The sequence below is a fragment of the Enterococcus sp. LJL98 genome, from assembly GCF_054871745.1.
The window spans coordinates 342,966-359,527 of the sequence record NZ_JBTXLU010000001.1 but is presented as its reverse complement, the minus strand read 5'-3'; the positions used below and the strand labels follow the sequence as shown (position 1 = coordinate 359,527).

The window sequence follows — 16,562 nt, the reverse complement described above, 5'->3', positions numbered from 1 at the left end:
AGAAGGAAATTGAATGCAAAAAAAATCAAAAGTGTTCCTACTTTTCTTTATTATCAGTCTGATGGCTTTCTTCGTTTTTTTTAGTCGCCAAATCGTTTCTGAATCCACCGTGAAAAAAGTACAGCAAGCGTCTTTGTTAGAAATAAAGGCTCCTCATTTTTGGGTGATTTCAGATAATCACTTTTTGGCGGATGACTTAATTGAAGAGAGTGAGAAGTTTCGCAGTTTTGAAAAAACTTCGATTGGCAAAGATATTCGATACACATCAGCGGTCTTAGAAGCACTGGTTCAAAAAGCGTTACTTGAAAAGCCGACAGGGATTATTTTAACAGGTGACGTCACGCTAAATGGAGAGAAAAGAAGTTTGGAACAGATGGCTGAAATATTTCAACCGTTAAAAGAACAAGGAATCTTTGTTTTTGCGATTCCAGGTAATCATGACATTTATAATGGTTGGGCGCGTCAATTTCAAAATAAGCAACAAATAACAACCCATCAAATCAGTCCGAGTGATTTTCAAAGGGCCTTTCCAGATGGTTATACTTTGAGTCAACAACCAGCAGTTGATTCTTTGAGTTATTCACTTGATTTTAGTGACTATCGGTTCTTTTTTTTGGATAGCAATCTTTATACAGACCGTTTTTCCAAAACAGAGCCCGTGACGGAGGGAAGATTGAGTGAAGGGACACTTGCTTGGCTTGAGGCTGGATTTGCAGAAGGGAAACGATTAGGAAAAAAGCCGTTGTTATTCTTACATCATAGTTTGTTGGAACATAATCCTAAGATTACGAAAGGCTTTGTTTTAAATAATGCAGAGGTCGTTTTACAGCTAGTTGAGAAATACCAAGTGCGGCTTGCCATGAGTGGCCATTTGCATCTACAAGATATTATGCAGTCGAATGATAATCCTGCTTTTTATGAGATTAGCACGTCTTCTTTTAGTACTGCGGACAGTCATATAGGTCATTTAATGTTAGAGCCGGAACGTCTTTCCTATGAGGTCGAGTCATTTGACCCACGTCCTTACTTGAATCAAGTGCAGCTGAAGCAACCGGATTTAAAAAATTACCCTGAATATTTGAGACAGAAGTACCGTGCGGTCGGAGAGCAACTCGCTCAAAATATGCTGGCCCAGCTGGAAATCAAAGATGACATTGGGATGGCAGCCTTAGTAGGTGAGGCAAATTTGCGCTATTTTACCGGTAAAACGTCTGTAACGCAAGAAGAAAAAGAGCAGTTGTTTCAAACACCAGCAGCAAAAAAACTAAGGGAAGAAGCACCACAATTATGGTTAAGGGTACTTCGTTCCATCGAGGATGAGAATATTTCGGACAATCATCGCCTCGTAATTGAGTGGTAGTCATAGAGTAAAATTTCGGAAATGAAAGCAGCCTTTCACTCAAATGAAGGGCTGCTTTCATATTTCCTTAGAAGGAAAAGGCTATGACAGATAAATGGGCAACGCAAGGGAACGCTTTCGAGAACTTCACGAGGTTCGAGTGTTCGAATGACTCTCCCATTTCTCAGGGCAAAACGATTTTTGTCACATCTCTTATTCGAATAATTTTTGGTGAAAAGCTAGATGGAGTTGCCGGACCTGTTCGGCAAGTTCGGGTACGGGGCCGTCGACTTCAGCATCGCGCAAAATTTCCTGAATGGCCAAGTTTTTTACGGGTGTCGGGGGCACCCCTAAGTCCTCTAACCAAGCAGCTAGTTGTTTTGACGAGCTGGCATAAACAATGCGACCTAATCCAACCCATCCGTGAGCTGCTGCGCACATGGGGCAATGCTCACCTGAAGTGTATACCGTGGCTGATTTTCGTTCTGAAAGCGTCAAATTTTCTGCCGCCCAACGAGCAATTGCAAATTCGGGATGTTGCGTATGATCGCCACCTGCAACGTGATTGTGGTCTTCCATAAGGATTTCTCCTTCTTTTGAAACAAGAAGGGAACCAAAGGGCTCGTCCCCACTAGCGAGAGCAGCTTGCGCAAGGGCAATACTCCGCTTTAAAAAAGTTTGATCGGTTGAAGTAATCATAAGAAATCTCCTTTCAAAAGTGAAGCTTTTCTTTCATTATACTAAGAATGACTAGACTTTGCTTCTTTTTAAGATTCCTAGTATAATAAACATGTTTTTTAGGAACCGCAGAGAAATGGAGATAAAAGAGTATGACAAAACATTTTTGGGCCGATTTACCAAAGCCTTTTTTTATTTTAGCACCAATGGAAGATGTAACTGACGTTGTTTTTCGCCATGTTGTCAAAGCAGCGGGTGCACCGGATGTCTTTTTTACGGAATTTGCAAACTCTGATAGTTACTGTCATCCAACAGGAAAAGAAAGTTTACGAGGCCGTTTGGCTTTTACTGAAGATGAGCAGCCGATTGTTGGACACATCTGGGGCGACAATCCCGCCTATTTTAAGCAAATGAGTCTTGGTTTAGCAGAGAAGGGTTTTAAAGGGATCGATATTAATATGGGCTGTCCTGTCCCAAACGTCGCTCGCCAAGGAAAAGGTAGTGGCTTGATTTTGCGTCCTGAAGTTGCTGCAGAATTAATTGAAGCAGCAAAAACAGGCGGGTTGCCAGTCAGTGTCAAAACGAGAATTGGATACAGTCATACAGATGAAATGGAAGCTTGGATTACGCATTTATTAAAACAAGACATTGTGAACTTATCAATTCATTTACGAACAAGAGATGAGATGAGTAAAGTCGATGCCCACTGGGAAATGATTCCACAAATTGTAGCGCTTCGTGATGCAATCGCTCCACAAACTTTGATTACGATTAATGGTGATATTCCTGACCGAACAAAAGGCTTGGAATTAGCAAAGAAGTATGGTGTGGATGGTATTATGATTGGTCGTGGTATTTTTAAAAATCCTTATGCTTTTGAAAAAGACCCTCGTGAACATTCTAGTGAAGAATTGCTAGGTTTATTGAACTTGCAACTTGACTTACAAGATCAATATGCCGAAATGGTACCCCGGTCAATTGTTGGGCTTCATCGTTTCTTTAAAATCTATGTGAAAGGTTTTGCTGGAGCTAGTGATTTGCGTGTGCGCTTAATGCAAACCAAAACAACCGATGAAGTGCGAGAAATTTTAAACGAGTTTAAAAGGACAAGTCAGTCACCAAGAGGTGTAGAATAGAGGGAATAAATGAGTGGGACGAAAAGAAATAATATTCACATCGGTTCAACCGTACTCGTTGTTCAAAAACAAGATCAACGAACAGGGAAACGAACAGAAGGTGTCGTCAAACGTTTATTGACGAAATCTCCAGAACATCCTCATGGGATTAAGGTGATGCTAGAAAGTGGTATTGTTGGACGTGTCAAAGAAATAAAATAATGCATGCAGATGAAAAACGAAGGGTTCTTCGTTTTTTTTTGTCTGTTTAACCGTAAATAAAGTGAAAGCGCACATTTAATTTTAAGGTATAGTTAAAAATAATGTTCCAAACAAAGGAGAAAAATAATGGGAAATACGGATGAATTTGAGAAGATGGCTCGTAAATACGATACTGCCGAGCGAGTAGAAGTGGCGAAAGTAATCGCGACGGCCATCCGTCAAGAATTAAATGACACTAAGGATAAAACAGCAATGGACTTTGGTTGTGGAACGGGTCTCGTCGGTTTGGAATTAATTGGGAATTTACAATCGATCTTATTTGTAGATACGTCGGCAAATATGTTAGAGGTTGTAACAGAAAAGCTTCATCAACAAGAAATTTTAAATGGTGCGGTTAAATGCTTTGATTTTGAAAATAATGAGCCCTTTAAAGAGAAAGTCGATGTGATTTTTATGTCTCAAGTACTTTTACATATTAAAGACCCAATCTCTTTGTTAAAACGTCTCTACCATGTGTTAAATAACCAGGGACAGTTGTTGATTGTTGATTTTGATAAAAATAAAAAAGTAGATTCGGATTTGGTTCATAATGGCTTTGTCCAAGAAGATTTAAGACAAGAATTGATTGCTTTAGGATTTGAAGAGGTAATGTCGAAAACATTCTATACCCAGGAAGCTCTTTTTATGGGACAAAATGCTTCTTTATTCTTAATGCAAGGGGAAAAAAATAGATTTTTCATAAATAAGGGATAAACATATTATACGAGGAGGAGAGTTGGTGGCAAGTTATCTTTTAGTCGGACTAGGTGCTTTCTTCGGTGGTGTTTTTCGAGGCATGCTAGGAAATAAGTTTAATGGAAAGGACACGACCTTTCCAAAGGGGACGCTACTGGCAAATATGCTAGGAGCCATTTTAATCGGTTTTCTCTCAGCGCTGTTTGTACAAAAAGAACGAATCGGAGTTGCCGAGAATCAATTATTGGTGATTGGTTTTTGTGGTGGATTAACAACATTTTCAACCTTTACAATGGAAACCATGACTTTATTCTTTCGTAAGAAGCTCAATTTAGCCCTGGCTTATTGGTTTGTCAGCTTCGTAATATCCCTATGTCTCGTGTGGCTGACTTATAATATTGGACGAAAAATCTTTTAATGAAGAGGTGATTGGATGAAGCATTTCAAGAATTATTTTATCATTGGAATTGGTTGTGGGTTAGGGGCCATGCTCCGCTTTTTCTTAGAAACAAAATGGAATCTCTCAACGAGTGTCTTTCCTTTTGGTACCTTGTCGGCAAACATCTTAGGGACCTTGATTATCGGTCTGACCACGGGAGTTTTTCTCAAGTACAAAAACCTATCTCCCTTAGCTAAAACACTCATCACGACGGGATTTTGTGGGGGGCTAACGACATTCTCTTCCTTCTCCTTAGAAGTTGTCCAGAAAATCGGTAGCGATCCATGGTATCTGATTCTCTGCTATATTTTACTGACGATGTTAACAGGACTCGCTTGTGTTTTTCTTGGTCTTTACATCATTTTAAAAGGGAAGACCTTAGAGTATTTTACATCCAATTAAAAAGGCGTAGAAAAGGCATTTATTTGCACTTTCTACGCTTTTTTCTTACAATAAAGGAGAGTGTGTAGAAAAGCGTTTTACATTATTTTAAGATTGCATACGCTTATTTTTTTGTTAGACTAATGACATTAAAACACGTTTGAATCAAATGACCGAGCAAGAAAAAACAGAGTGGATTCAGCAGCTTGCTCGAAAAAAGCAGGAGAATGAGTGGGAATCCTTTTTAGACTCGCTCCACTTTCAAATTTCAAAAACGGACTTTGATAAAGAAAAGCTAACTAGCTGGTGTGAAAAAGTAAGGACCGGCTCTTTTTATGCTTAAGCCGAGAACACTCGTGGCTTTAGTCGTGAGAGGTTCAATTGTGCATTTACTAGATGAAGTGAAGGCTTCAAACGGTATAGGAGAAAGCAAGGACGTTCGGTCTTTTTATCAGCAAAATATAAAAGAAAGCGCGCATTCCAGCAGGAGTTAGAAAAATTATCGTAATCATAGAAGGAGGCCAAAATGAAAGGACAATTGCATCATCTTGAGATCAATGTGAAGGATTTAGCTGTCTCAAAAGAATTCTGGGGTTGGCTACTAGCTGAACTAGGTTATCAGGAATACCAAAAATGGGATAAAGGGGTGAGTTATCGTTTAGGTGCAACCTATCTTGTCTTTGTTCAAGTAGAAGATAAATATTTAGATGTCCCTTATCACCGTCGACGAGGAGGCTTGAACCATTTAGCTTTTCATGGTGGGAGTCGAGCATTTGTCGATGAAATCACGGAAAAATTAAAAGCCAAAGGATGTCCAATCTTGTATGAAAATCTACATCCTCACGCGGGTGGTTTAGGCACCTATCTGGTTTTCTTTGAAGACCCAGATCGGATAAAAGTTGAAATCACCGCAGATTAAAAAATGGCGTGTATGTCTATGATTATTTCCTATCAAGAACAACATCAAACAGCTTTGATTCGATTGATTCTTGGAATTCAAAATAAGGAATTCCATTTAGGGCCCCCATTAAATGAGCAACCAGGTCTTATACAAATTACTTGCAATTATCTAGATACAGAGGAAGGGTTTTGGTGGCTTTGAATCAAGAAGAACAAGTGCCAGGCACAATTGCTTTACAAAAAGTGCCCGAAGAAATTGGCTGTTAAAAAAAATCGTACAAAATTTTTCGAAGATGAGCGTTTGGCGTTTCCCAAAAGCTTTAGGAGATGTTCTTAGAATTTTTGGAAAAAAAGAGAACGACCTTGCTTTTAGATAGCCTAGCAAAAGTGCAAAGATTTCATGCATTTTATCAGAAAATGGGCGGTCAATGGATTGAAAAAGCTGCATTACCAATCTCTTATAATTGTTCGGATCGAAATACCTCCATTTTTCCTTTAAAATTGTAAGTATGGGAAGACTTCAATTTTTTTCAGCCTATTTTTTTCATATGAAGTGGTTTTGATTGACACTAAGAAAGACATGAGATAAAGTAATTCATACTTATATTCGGAAAGTATGATGTAATATCCGATTATTTGCTAGTTTTTCTAAAAAACATTTGGCTTACTTAAAGGAGGTGAGGTAAATCAATGTGTCAAGATGATTTAGGGGAGTGTTGTTGTATTTGCTTCACTAGGCAAGAGAAAGTGGTTCTTTTCTTGCATGACTTTTAGTAACTGTTATTTTATTTTAAGAAAATGGGGGCGTTTGGAAAATGTTTAAAAGGAAAAAATGGTTAGTCAGTGGTTTCGTTCTTGCAGGATTGTTATTAGCGGCTTGTGCTGGAAAAGCAGAGACACCAAAGAGTGAGGGGGCAAGCGGTGCAGGTGCGCAAGAGACCTTTACCTACGCAATTAGTGGTGACCCTTCTGCAACAAATCCGATTAACGCAAGTGACCGTTGGGGACTGACGATTAATCAAATGATTTACTCACCATTAGTTATTGTTGAAACGGACGGGACGGAAAAGAATGCTCTGGCAAAATCCGTTGAGGCAGCAGCTGACGGTCTTTCTTTGACAGTGAAGTTGCGTGAAGACGTTAAATGGTCGGATGGAGAAGACTTTACAGCAGATGATGTGGTCTTTACCTATGAACAAAAAGTCAAAAAAGAAAACGGAAACGCGGATCAGTTATGGGTAGGGGACCAACCGATTGCAATCGAAAAAGTCGATGACTATACAGTGAAATTTGTCTTACCATCGGCGAGTGCGGCCGCTCTCCAAAATATTGTGACAGAAACGTTTATTATTCCAGAACATGTCTTTCATGAGGTCGAAGATTTTTCAGTCAATGAATTACCTGTGGCAGCCGTTGGAACAGGCCCTTATAAGCTGAAAGAATATAAACGTGGGGAATACTTAACCTTTGAAGCAAATGAACATTATTACGGTGGTAAAGCAGGGATAAAAAATGTGACCTTGCGCATCATCGAAAGTTCGGATACAGCGAAAGTGGCATTACAAAAAGGAGAAGTTGACGCGGCGGTTGTTTTACCTTCTGATATCGCAGACCTAGATACAGAACAGTTGCAAATTTATCCTTATTCTGAAAATCGAGTAGGCTATATTGGTGTCAATACGCAATCAGAAGAACTAAAGGACGAAAAAGTTCGCCAAGCAGTATTCTTTGCATTGAATAAGGAAGAATTAAATCAAGCTGCTTATTTAGACAAAGCCTATTATGAACAACCTTATACTTTCCTACCACCAAATAATCCATATGCAACGACAGAAGGTGTTGAAAAGTATGAGACAAACATCGAAAAATCAAAAGCGTTACTAAAAGAAGCAGGAGTCACTGATTTGAAGTTAAATATTGCTTTTGCTTCAACAGACCCGGCTCAGACAATCCAAGCAACACTTGCTCAGCAACAATTGCAACAAGCAGGGATTCAAGTAACCTTAGAAGGTGGCGATGGCACTGCGATTTATACGGAACTCGGAAAAAAAGGTTCGACCAAGTATAACCTGTTTACAGGCGGCTATATTATGGGGAACGATCCTGACTTATATGGATCGCTATTTAAATCGGATGGTAGCGCCAATTACTTCCAAGCAAACAATCCCATCACTGATGAGCTATTTGAAAAAGCAGCGGTGGAACTTGACAGCGAAAAACGTCAGGAATTATACAACGAATTACAAAGGGAGATTGCGAAAGATGCCCGTATTTACCCAATCGTCGATAATAAGAAAATTTTAGCAGTGAACAAGCGCATTACGGACGTTGAAGCAGCTGGATTAATCCCGATTTATACATTTGAAGACATGTCTAAATTAAAAATTCAGTAATTTGTTTTGAATAAGCTGTGACATCAGTTTGTCACAGCTTATTTTTTGAATGTATGCTGCTTAAAATAAAAACAGAAGGGAAGAGTCAATTGTGTTCCAATATATTTTAAAACGCATCTTACAAGCAATTCCTTTATTATTTCTTATTTCTTTTATTGTTTTTTCTTTAATTCAACTCGCACCGTATGACGTCATCGATTCGGTAACGACACCCAATATGTCACAAGCTCAAATTGATTTATTACGGGAACGCTATGGGTTAAATGAGCCCTTTTTGGTGCAGTATTTTGTCTGGGTTAAAAATATTTTATCTGGAGATTTAGGCTATTCACTAGTATCACAAAAAAGTATTACTCAAGAATTAGTCACTCGCATTCCAAATACTATCCGTTTAGTTTTACCTGCGTATTTAACGGCATTGTTGTTGGCGATTAGTTTCGGTTTAATTGCTGCTGCAAATAAAGGGAAATTCTTGGACCGTTTGATTGATTGGATTGCTTCTTTAGGAATTGCCGTTCCTACATTTTGGTTTGCCATGATTTTAATTTATTTCTTTGGCTATCGCTTCAATTGGTTCTCAATTATTGGGATGCATACTGTTGGTAAAGAAGGAGAAATTGGCGATTATTTCAATCACTTTATTTTACCTTATACGACCTTAACCGTCGCTTTTTTCCCAGAATTGACTCGGTATATTCGTGCTTCAGCCACCCAGCAAGTTTCGGAGGACTATGTCATGGTTCAAAGAGCCTTTCACGCAACAAAATGGGAGATTTTTAGTCGGCACATTAGTCGCAACGTATTAATCCCTGTTGTGACACAGATTGGCTTAGCGTTACCGATGCTTGTAACAGGTGCTATCATTACTGAAACCATCTTTGCTTGGCCTGGAATCGGCCCTTATTTAATGAGTGCGACAAAAAGTCTTGATTATCCAATCATTATGGCGCTGATGCTTTTGTCGGCCACGTTAGTTATTTTAGGGAATTTATTATCAGATGTTCTTTACTCGATTGTCGATCCACGAATTCGTAAGGAGGGGAAAAAATAATGGGGAAAGTTGTTAAAATTCGACAAGTTATTTTTTCTTCACCAATTTATACATTTTCTTGTTTTTTTCTAATGCTATTAATTTTATTGTCACTGATTGCTCCCTGGCTTCCTTTAGATCCAAATGCGACAGACGTCAGTAATATGTCGCAACCACCCAGCTTGACTCATTGGTTTGGTACTGATGAAGTCGGTCGCGATTACTTTATCCGCGTGGTTCATGGTGGTCGAGTGTCCCTACTTGTTGGTGTTCTTGCAATGTTGACAGCAACAACGATTGGAACAGTGGTTGGTTTAATTGCAGGCTATTTTGGTGGTTGGATTGATAACCTTCTCATGCGACTATTGGATGTTTTATCCGCAATTCCGTGGCTAGTCCTTGTGATTGTCTTAAGTGTTTTTTTAAAACCGGGTTTGACCACCATTATTATTGTCATTGGTGGTTTTTCATGGATGAGCATTGCCCGATTGATTCGCGGGGAAACTTTAGCCGCCAAAGAAAGGGAATATGTCGTTTACGCCCAGTTTATTGGAGTTTCTCCAGCTAAAATTATTGTAAAACACGTCTTGCCCTCTGTTTTACCAACATTAATCGTTGCGGCTTCAGCAAGTATCTCAGGAGCAATTATGACAGAGTCTGCGCTCAGTTTTTTAGGGATGGGGATTCAACAACCCATGGCTTCCTGGGGGAGTTTGCTACAAAATGCCCAGAGTAGTTTACAAAGAGCGCCATATATGGCGATTTTACCAGGCTTATTTGTTGTTTTCACCATTTATTCATTTAATAATTTAGGCGATATGATCAAAGCAATTTTACAAAGGGAGGTCTAGTCGATGGATCACAATTTATTGGCGATTGAAGGCTTAGAAGCAACTTTATACCATAAAAAAGAAGTGCAGACCTTGATCAAAGACATCACTTTAAAAATACCTAGAGGAAAAGTAGTTGGTGTCGTCGGTGAGTCCGGCAGCGGCAAAAGTATGACGATGAAAAGTATGATGAACCTGTTACCGGACAATATTTCGGCTACCTTTGACTCCTTTTTCTTTGATGGACAAAAAGTAACTCCAAATATGGACTTGCCAATTGCAATGATTTTTCAAGATCCAATGACTTCTCTCAACCCATTACGAACGATTGGCTATCACTTGATTGAAGTCATTCGTCGTGAAAAAAAGCTTTCGAAAAAAGAAGCGAGAAAGTTAGCAGTGAATGAACTTGAAAAAGTTGGGATTCCCTTAGCGAAAGAACGAATGAAACAGTATCCCCACGAGCTGTCTGGTGGGATGCGACAAAGGGTTATGATTGCCATGGCTTTGTTGGCCCAACCGAAATTGTTAATTGCCGATGAACCAACGACGGCTCTTGATGTCACAATCCAGGCACAAATTTTAGCATTGATTCAAAAGTTGCAACAACAAGAAGCCCTATCAGTTATTTTAGTTACCCACGATTTAGGGGTGGTCGCTGGTATGTGTGATGAAATCAAGGTCATGTATCAAGGGAGAATTGTAGAAGAGGGGCTAACGGAAGAAATTTTCTATCAACCCCAGCACCCTTATACCAAACAATTGTTGCAAGCGGCTCATTTAGGAGAGAAAGAGGCTCATTTACCAACCTTTGATTATCATGAAACATTACCTGCTTCATTGGAGAAAGTGGAAATTTCCAATACTCATAGCATTTGGGTGGAAGAGGAGGGGAATCAATGAGTGAACTGATTCGTATAGAAAAAGCAACGAAAATTTTCACATCGAAAAACTGGCATGGAGCCGTAACAGAAGTTCGTGCAGTGGATGACGTGACCTTAATCATTCATAAAGGAGAAACTTTAGGTTTAGTCGGTGAATCTGGTAGCGGAAAGACAACACTTGGCAGGAGCATCCTAAATTTGGAAAAACTAACAGAAGGCCATGTGTTTTATGAAGGACAGAATCTGAGCCAGTTATCGAAACAGGAAGGACAATCCATCTATCAGCAAATGCAAATTATTTTTCAAGACCCTTATTCGGCATTAAACCCACGATTAACGGCTTTAGAACTAGTGATGGAACCACTATTAAAAAAAGAAGCCAAAGCAAGTGCTCAAAAAAAAGCGGAGGAAATCTTAGCGGTTGTTGGGATTGTTGGTGACGATATCCATAAAATCCCCCGTCATTTTAGCGGCGGACAACGTCAACGAATTGGCATCGCCCGAGCAGTTGTCAATCGCCCTTCCTTTATCTTATGCGATGAACCAACTTCTGCTTTAGACGTTTCGATTCAAGCACAAATTATTCAATTGTTACGGACTTTGCAAAAAGAATACGCCTTGTCTTATCTCTTTATCTCTCATGACTTATCAGTCATCCGTCATATTTCTGATCGAATCGCAGTCATGTATCAAGGGAAGTTGGTGGAGCTTGCACCAACAGACACTCTTTTTGAAAATCCCCAACATCCGTATACGAAAAAATTACTAGCAGCGGCTCTAGTCGCAGATCCGAAAACTGCTCGTAAAAGAATGCAAGAAGAAGTGATTCAAGACAAAATAATCCTGTCAGAAAAGGCAGAATGGCGAGAAATTGCGTTTGAACATTTTGTCCGAATCGATCAGTGAAAGACACTTGGTGCCAAAGTTTCACGACTGAGGCATCAAGTGTTTTTGGTCTATTCGTGGTATGATAGAAGAAAAGAAGAGTCTTTATTTTAAAGTCTTTGAAAGGGAAGGAGGATTTGATGCGACCTCATAAAATAGAAGAATATCTTGGAAAAGCAGCATTCGGTTTTGAAATCATTGATTGTCAACCGCTGACTGGAGGTACTTCAAGTCAAGTTTTTTTATTAACAGATGCGCAGCAAGAAAGCTATGTATTCAAAAGCAACGACAATATTAGAGAAGAAATTGACTACCTTACGCAATATTCAAAAATTTCCCTTTTCCCTCGTGTTTTATATTGCGACTTGGAAAGAAGTGGGTATTTGTATTCCTTTATGCCTGGTCAGGTGGAAAAGAAAATGCTGGATAAACAAAAGATTCTGACAGATTTTGTTATCAAAGTACTGAACAATTATCAAGTCGTGGAAGAAGGTCCTTGGGGATGGGTGAATGAGCCGAAAAAAAATTGGCAAGATTTTTTACTGACAGAAATGGAAGTTGTCAAAGAAGTGAATCGCCAGATATTGACGCCAGAGGATGATCGACTCATAAAAGAAATTGGACAAAAGATAATGCAGAATTCGAGCAAGCCTTATTTGCTTCATGGAGATAGTGGTGTACATAATTTTTTGCAAAAAGAAGGGGAATTAGTCGGTGTGATTGATCCAGAGCCCCTTATCGGACCGAGAATATATGATTTAATTTGTGCCTTTTGTTCGACTCCAAAAGACTTAACTTACGAGGTGATCGCTACTGCCGCAAGTAATTTAGCAGGCGAGCAATGGTCAAGAAGGAATCTAGTGGAAGAAGTATTAATGGGGTTATACTTTCGCTTCCCCCGCTGTTTCTACCATCATCCAATTGATTTACCTGCTTATTTAATCGCTTGGAAGAAGTGGAAAAAAGAATATCTTGAAGTGAGGAAAGTGATAGACCGTTGATCCGTCGAATATTTATTTAAAGGAGGCAATGATGTTAGGAAAAATTGTAACTGTTACGGTGGACCGCGCATTGGGGAGTCACCATCCGGATTTCCCTCTACTTGTTTATCCGATAAATTATGGCTTTATCAAAGGAATCATGGCTCCAGATGGGGAAGACCAGGACGCTTACCTGATTGGTATCAATCAGGCCGTGACTTCTTTTAGAGGAAGAGTGATAGGGGTTATTCACCGTCAAGAAGATGTTGAAACAAAATGGGTAGTTGCTCCAATCGGCCAAACTTTTAGTAAGGAAGAAATCTTATCTGCCGTATCTTTTCAAGAACAATTCTTTACGATTACGCTTGAAACATGGGCGTTTTAAAAAAAGGACTATGACATCTGTCACAGTCCCTGGGTATTTACGAACGTTAGGTGGATAAATGGGCAACAAAAGGCTGCTCTTTCGGAAACTTCACGAAATTCGAGCAATTGAAAAAGTCGATTGTTCCAATTTCCTTCCAGTTTTTCAGAGCAAAACGACTTTTGTCGCACCTCTTTTGCTAGACAACCATTTTTATTTGTACATAAATTAATTGTAAGAGGATCAATCCAACGGCAATTCCACCAATAATTTCACTCTTTTGAACACCAATGAAGCCAGAAATAATGAATAAAGCGGCTGCGCATGCGTAAGTGAGGCCCACAGATTTTGCGAGCTTCTCTTTATCAAGCACGCGTCCTTGATTGTAACCAGCAAGTAGCCAGGTGCATTTTTTTACGCCGACCAGATAGCCTAAAATCACGAGAATGATTCCCATCATAAGTAAGTCCATATTCATCTTTTTTTCCTCCTAAAAATGTTTGATAATTGCTGGGATGAGATAAAAAGGGAGACATAAACTAAATATTAGAAATAAAATTAAGCCTTCGATTGGGATGGAGACTGGAATAATCTCTTGCTGTTGTAAAAAGAGTAGGAGTATCAATAAGCTGTTGCAAACATAAAGGCTACGTAATGACCATTTCGTAATATTTTGATTGACTCGGTCGTCGTATTCATTTTCCTCTTTTTTCATTTCTTGTCGCTGATATTTAGCAAGTACGATGAGTAAGGAAAAACCAATTAGCAAGATACTAGTCAAGACGCTTTCTTTCATCATCAATAAAATAAGCAAAAATAAAATCATCGGGACATAAGTTCGCTTTTTTTTCATTCTTCTTCCTCCATCCAAAAGAGTTTTTCGATTGAAGTGTCCAGTGCTTTAGCAATGAGTAAACAAACGCGAATGGTTGGATTGTATTTTTCCGCTTCAATCAAGTTCATTGTCTGTCGAGTCACACCGACTTGTTTTGCCAACTCACTTTGGGTCAGATTTCCAAGTGAAACTCGATGTAATTTGACTTGATTTTTCACTTTAACTGTCTTCAAAAGGGAACCTCCTTTTTCTATCTTCGACTCATTGTAACATATAAATTCATTTTGTCATATATATGTTACACTTTTTTTAGAAAATAAACGACTCATCTCAAGAATGAGTCGTTTATAAATCAATCATGCAGCAGTATAGGCACCGATTTCCCCGCGATAGATAATTTTTATTTGAGGAAGTTTCAGGTAGTCATGGGGTTTAATTAATGTTTCAGGCTTTTTAAAAAGAGTGACACCAGAGGAATGGAGGACTTCTGTAACGAATTGAGAACAGAAATATTTGTTTTTGCGTTTAATATCCATCCCTAAATCACAATAAATCAATCCAATCAAACTATAGCTGTAGCGGTGGCGATCTTCTGAAAATAGGGCAATTCGTCTTTTAATGCGATACCATTGTTTTTTTGTAACTGAAATCCTTAATACAACAATTCTTGTTTTTTGATATTTTTTATAAAAACCACTACTTTTGCTTTCATGGACAAAACCAGCAGAGAACATATGCCAATAGGATTTACGACCGAAGGAATAAATTCTCTCAAGGTTCTCATCTAAAGAAATGGAGCAATGATTGTAGGATACCCCTAATTTTTTTTGAATCATTTTACCTAAAACCGTATCGGTACTAGAAAGAACAATATAGACATCTTTTTTTGATTTACTACACAATTTTATACCTCCTGAAACTTATTATTTAAAGCATTCATTTTTCGCTTGATCAGACGACTATTCAAGTAAAATGGAAGAGCAATAGGTCAATTATAGGGTAGTCTGCTTGGAAAAGGAATGGAAATATTAAAAATATGAACGTTTTTGGGAGAATGGATGCAAAAAAAGCGAAAAAATACTGGATAATACGAAAAGAAAAAAATAATCGAAAAAAAAAGGAGTCACTTATGCGGACAAAAGAAGAGATGTTTGAATGTATCTTAACGATTGCTGAAAAAGATGATCGGATTTGTTGTGCCTACTTAAATGGATCAAGGGCTAATCCAAAGGTCAAAAAAGATTGTTTTCAAGATTTTGACATTGTTTTTGTTGTAACCGAATTGAGTTCCTTCTTGGAAAATTCCAATTGGCTAAATGAATTTGGTGATATCGCGGTGATGCAAGAACCGAATTCTCCTGCTTTTGGTTGGGGAGATGGACATCGAAGTCAAGAATCCTATACGTGGCTACTCTTATTCAAAGATGGGAATCGCCTCGACCTTACCTTGGACCTTCAGACGGTCGCTGAAAAAAGATACCATTCAGATACCTTAACGGTTAAGCTACTAGATAAAGTACATCTTTTACCAGATCTCCCTCCGCCAACTGACGAAACCCATTGGATAAAAAAACCAACGCAAGCCGAATTTCGAGGTTGTTGCAACGAATTTTGGTGGTGTCTTAATAATGTAGGGAAAGGACTGGTCAGACAGCAAATTCCCTATGCGATGCGCATGTATCATGAGGTGATCCATGGGGAACTGGATAGAATGCTGGAATGGTCCATCGCCTTGTCTCATAATTTCCAAGTGACTACTGGGATGTGGGGCAAAGAATTTGAAAATTATTTGTCGAAAGAATCTTATCAAAGTTACCTCCAAACCTATGCCACTGCAGAGATAACAGCTATTTGGCCGGCTGTCTTTACCGTGATGAATTTGTTTCGCCAGCAAGCCCAATTGGTCAGTCAAGGGTTAGGATTTGACTATAATCTAGAGGAAGAAAAGAATATGTTTGATTATTTAAGAGGGTTGAAAGCATTTGAAGAAAAACAAGATTCCTTTAATATCATGAAAGAAGGCGAAATAAATGAAAAATAAACGTGTATATGAGATGAGTGTCGGAAAGGTTTATCCCTTATATCTCACGAAAGTCGAGAAAAAAGGGCGGACAAAAGAAGAAGTGGATACGATATTTCAATGGTTGACGGGTTATAGTCAAGAAGAATTAGAAATACATTTTGAAAAACAAACTGGATTTGAAACATTTTTTAATGAAGCGCCTAAAATGAACCCTCAACGCGTGCAAATTACCGGAATGATTTGTGGCGTTCGCGTTGAGGAGATTGAAGATCCCATTATGAAAGAAGTCCGTTATTTAGATAAACTAATTGACGAGCTGGCAAAGGGGAAGAAAATGGAGAAAATTTTACGTCAATAAAAGGGAGATTAGGAGAAATCTCAAATGTTTTTTCCTCATAAAATAATGCTTTAATTTGTTGTTCTTAAAGAGCTTCTAGGTGCAGTTCTCGAAGAAAAAATAAGCAAACTATCGACTAGGGTCTTTCCTTTGAATACTTCCTTTTTTTGTAAAAGTAAGATGATTTGACGA

21 protein-coding genes are annotated in these 16,562 nt (G+C 38.7%); 16 read left to right on the top strand and 5 right to left on the bottom strand.

All coding sequences use genetic code 11. The annotated features are described in order from the left end of the window. Window positions 1-13: 13 nt before the first annotated feature. On the top strand, window positions 14-1,360 hold the full coding sequence (locus ACYSNO_RS01705; protein WP_461729334.1) for a metallophosphoesterase: 1,347 nt from the start codon (window positions 14-16) through the stop codon (window positions 1,358-1,360). 192 nt (window positions 1,361-1,552) lie between these two features. Here ACYSNO_RS01705 and ACYSNO_RS01700 read toward each other — a convergent pair whose 3' ends face one another. Further along, window positions 1,553-2,038, bottom strand: a complete 486-nt coding sequence (locus tag ACYSNO_RS01700; protein WP_461729333.1) for a nucleoside deaminase — start codon at window positions 2,036-2,038, stop codon at window positions 1,553-1,555. Window positions 2,039-2,169: 131 nt separating this feature from the next. Between ACYSNO_RS01700 and ACYSNO_RS01695 the strand changes: the two genes are divergently transcribed. The 13 genes from ACYSNO_RS01695 (at window position 2,170) to ACYSNO_RS01635 (ending at window position 13,196) form a co-directional block, all read left to right on the top strand. Then, window positions 2,170-3,153, top strand: coding sequence for a tRNA dihydrouridine synthase (locus ACYSNO_RS01695; protein WP_461729332.1), 984 nt, complete (start codon window positions 2,170-2,172; stop codon window positions 3,151-3,153). Between the two features lie 9 nt (window positions 3,154-3,162). Then, window positions 3,163-3,354, top strand: a complete 192-nt coding sequence (locus ACYSNO_RS01690; protein ID WP_461729331.1) for a YwbE family protein — start codon at window positions 3,163-3,165, stop codon at window positions 3,352-3,354. A gap of 126 nt (window positions 3,355-3,480) precedes the next feature. Beyond that, window positions 3,481-4,107, top strand: a complete 627-nt coding sequence (locus ACYSNO_RS01685; RefSeq protein ID WP_461729330.1) for a class I SAM-dependent methyltransferase — start codon at window positions 3,481-3,483, stop codon at window positions 4,105-4,107. A gap of 25 nt (window positions 4,108-4,132) precedes the next feature. Next, the gene (gene crcB / locus ACYSNO_RS01680) at window positions 4,133-4,507 is read left to right on the top strand and encodes a fluoride efflux transporter CrcB (RefSeq protein WP_461729329.1); all 375 of its coding nucleotides are present in this window, start codon (window positions 4,133-4,135) and stop codon (window positions 4,505-4,507) included. A 15-nt stretch (window positions 4,508-4,522) separates the two neighbouring features. Continuing rightward, a complete protein-coding gene (gene crcB / locus ACYSNO_RS01675; RefSeq protein ID WP_461729328.1) occupies window positions 4,523-4,930 on the top strand; it encodes a fluoride efflux transporter CrcB in 408 nt (135 codons plus the stop codon). 505 nt (window positions 4,931-5,435) lie between these two features. Next, complete coding sequence (locus tag ACYSNO_RS01670; RefSeq protein WP_461729327.1) at window positions 5,436-5,828, top strand: VOC family protein; 393 nt, start codon at window positions 5,436-5,438, stop codon at window positions 5,826-5,828. A 796-nt stretch (window positions 5,829-6,624) separates the two neighbouring features. Then, entirely contained in the window at window positions 6,625-8,202 is a 1,578-nt protein-coding gene (locus ACYSNO_RS01665) for an ABC transporter substrate-binding protein (protein ID WP_461729326.1), read from the top strand. A gap of 91 nt (window positions 8,203-8,293) precedes the next feature. Further along, window positions 8,294-9,253 carry an ABC transporter permease gene (locus ACYSNO_RS01660; RefSeq protein ID WP_461729325.1) on the top strand — a complete coding sequence of 320 codons (960 nt, stop codon included), beginning with the start codon at window positions 8,294-8,296 and terminating at the stop codon, window positions 9,251-9,253. Further along, the gene (locus ACYSNO_RS01655; RefSeq protein ID WP_461729324.1) at window positions 9,253-10,083 is read left to right on the top strand and encodes an ABC transporter permease; all 831 of its coding nucleotides are present in this window, start codon (window positions 9,253-9,255) and stop codon (window positions 10,081-10,083) included. Before ACYSNO_RS01660 ends, ACYSNO_RS01655 begins: the two co-directional genes overlap by 1 nt. Before the next feature lie 3 nt (window positions 10,084-10,086). After that, on the top strand, window positions 10,087-10,965 hold the full coding sequence (locus ACYSNO_RS01650; RefSeq protein ID WP_461729323.1) for an ABC transporter ATP-binding protein: 879 nt from the start codon (window positions 10,087-10,089) through the stop codon (window positions 10,963-10,965). Then, window positions 10,962-11,852, top strand: a complete 891-nt coding sequence (locus ACYSNO_RS01645; protein WP_461729322.1) for an ATP-binding cassette domain-containing protein — start codon at window positions 10,962-10,964, stop codon at window positions 11,850-11,852. The genes ACYSNO_RS01650 and ACYSNO_RS01645 overlap by 4 nt, the downstream gene beginning before the upstream one ends. A gap of 119 nt (window positions 11,853-11,971) precedes the next feature. After that, a complete protein-coding gene (locus tag ACYSNO_RS01640) occupies window positions 11,972-12,832 on the top strand; it encodes a phosphotransferase (RefSeq protein WP_461729321.1) in 861 nt (286 codons plus the stop codon). Between the two features lie 31 nt (window positions 12,833-12,863). Further along, window positions 12,864-13,196, top strand: coding sequence for an inorganic diphosphatase (locus ACYSNO_RS01635; RefSeq protein ID WP_461729320.1), 333 nt, complete (start codon window positions 12,864-12,866; stop codon window positions 13,194-13,196). Between the two features lie 178 nt (window positions 13,197-13,374). Here ACYSNO_RS01635 and ACYSNO_RS01630 read toward each other — a convergent pair whose 3' ends face one another. The 4 genes from ACYSNO_RS01630 to ACYSNO_RS01615 all read right to left on the bottom strand — a co-directional run bounded on the left by ACYSNO_RS01630 (window position 13,375) and on the right by ACYSNO_RS01615 (window position 14,912). Then, the gene (locus ACYSNO_RS01630; protein ID WP_461729319.1) at window positions 13,375-13,653 is read right to left on the bottom strand and encodes a DUF3784 domain-containing protein; all 279 of its coding nucleotides are present in this window, start codon (window positions 13,651-13,653) and stop codon (window positions 13,375-13,377) included. A 12-nt stretch (window positions 13,654-13,665) separates the two neighbouring features. Next, window positions 13,666-14,028, bottom strand: coding sequence for a hypothetical protein (locus tag ACYSNO_RS01625; RefSeq protein WP_461729318.1), 363 nt, complete (start codon window positions 14,026-14,028; stop codon window positions 13,666-13,668). Then, window positions 14,025-14,243 carry a helix-turn-helix transcriptional regulator gene (locus ACYSNO_RS01620; RefSeq protein WP_461729317.1) on the bottom strand — a complete coding sequence of 73 codons (219 nt, stop codon included), beginning with the start codon at window positions 14,241-14,243 and terminating at the stop codon, window positions 14,025-14,027. Before ACYSNO_RS01620 ends, ACYSNO_RS01625 begins: the two co-directional genes overlap by 4 nt. Window positions 14,244-14,366: 123 nt before the next feature. Continuing rightward, the gene (locus tag ACYSNO_RS01615) at window positions 14,367-14,912 is read right to left on the bottom strand and encodes a hypothetical protein (RefSeq protein ID WP_461729316.1); all 546 of its coding nucleotides are present in this window, start codon (window positions 14,910-14,912) and stop codon (window positions 14,367-14,369) included. A gap of 227 nt (window positions 14,913-15,139) precedes the next feature. Between ACYSNO_RS01615 and ACYSNO_RS01610 the strand changes: the two genes are divergently transcribed. Next, window positions 15,140-16,051 (top strand): aminoglycoside 6-adenylyltransferase, encoded by a 912-nt coding sequence (locus ACYSNO_RS01610; protein ID WP_461729315.1) that lies wholly within the window; start codon window positions 15,140-15,142, stop codon window positions 16,049-16,051. Then, window positions 16,041-16,391, top strand: coding sequence for a DUF2200 domain-containing protein (locus ACYSNO_RS01605; RefSeq protein WP_461729314.1), 351 nt, complete (start codon window positions 16,041-16,043; stop codon window positions 16,389-16,391). The genes ACYSNO_RS01610 and ACYSNO_RS01605 overlap by 11 nt, the downstream gene beginning before the upstream one ends. Window positions 16,392-16,562: the final 171 nt, after the last annotated feature.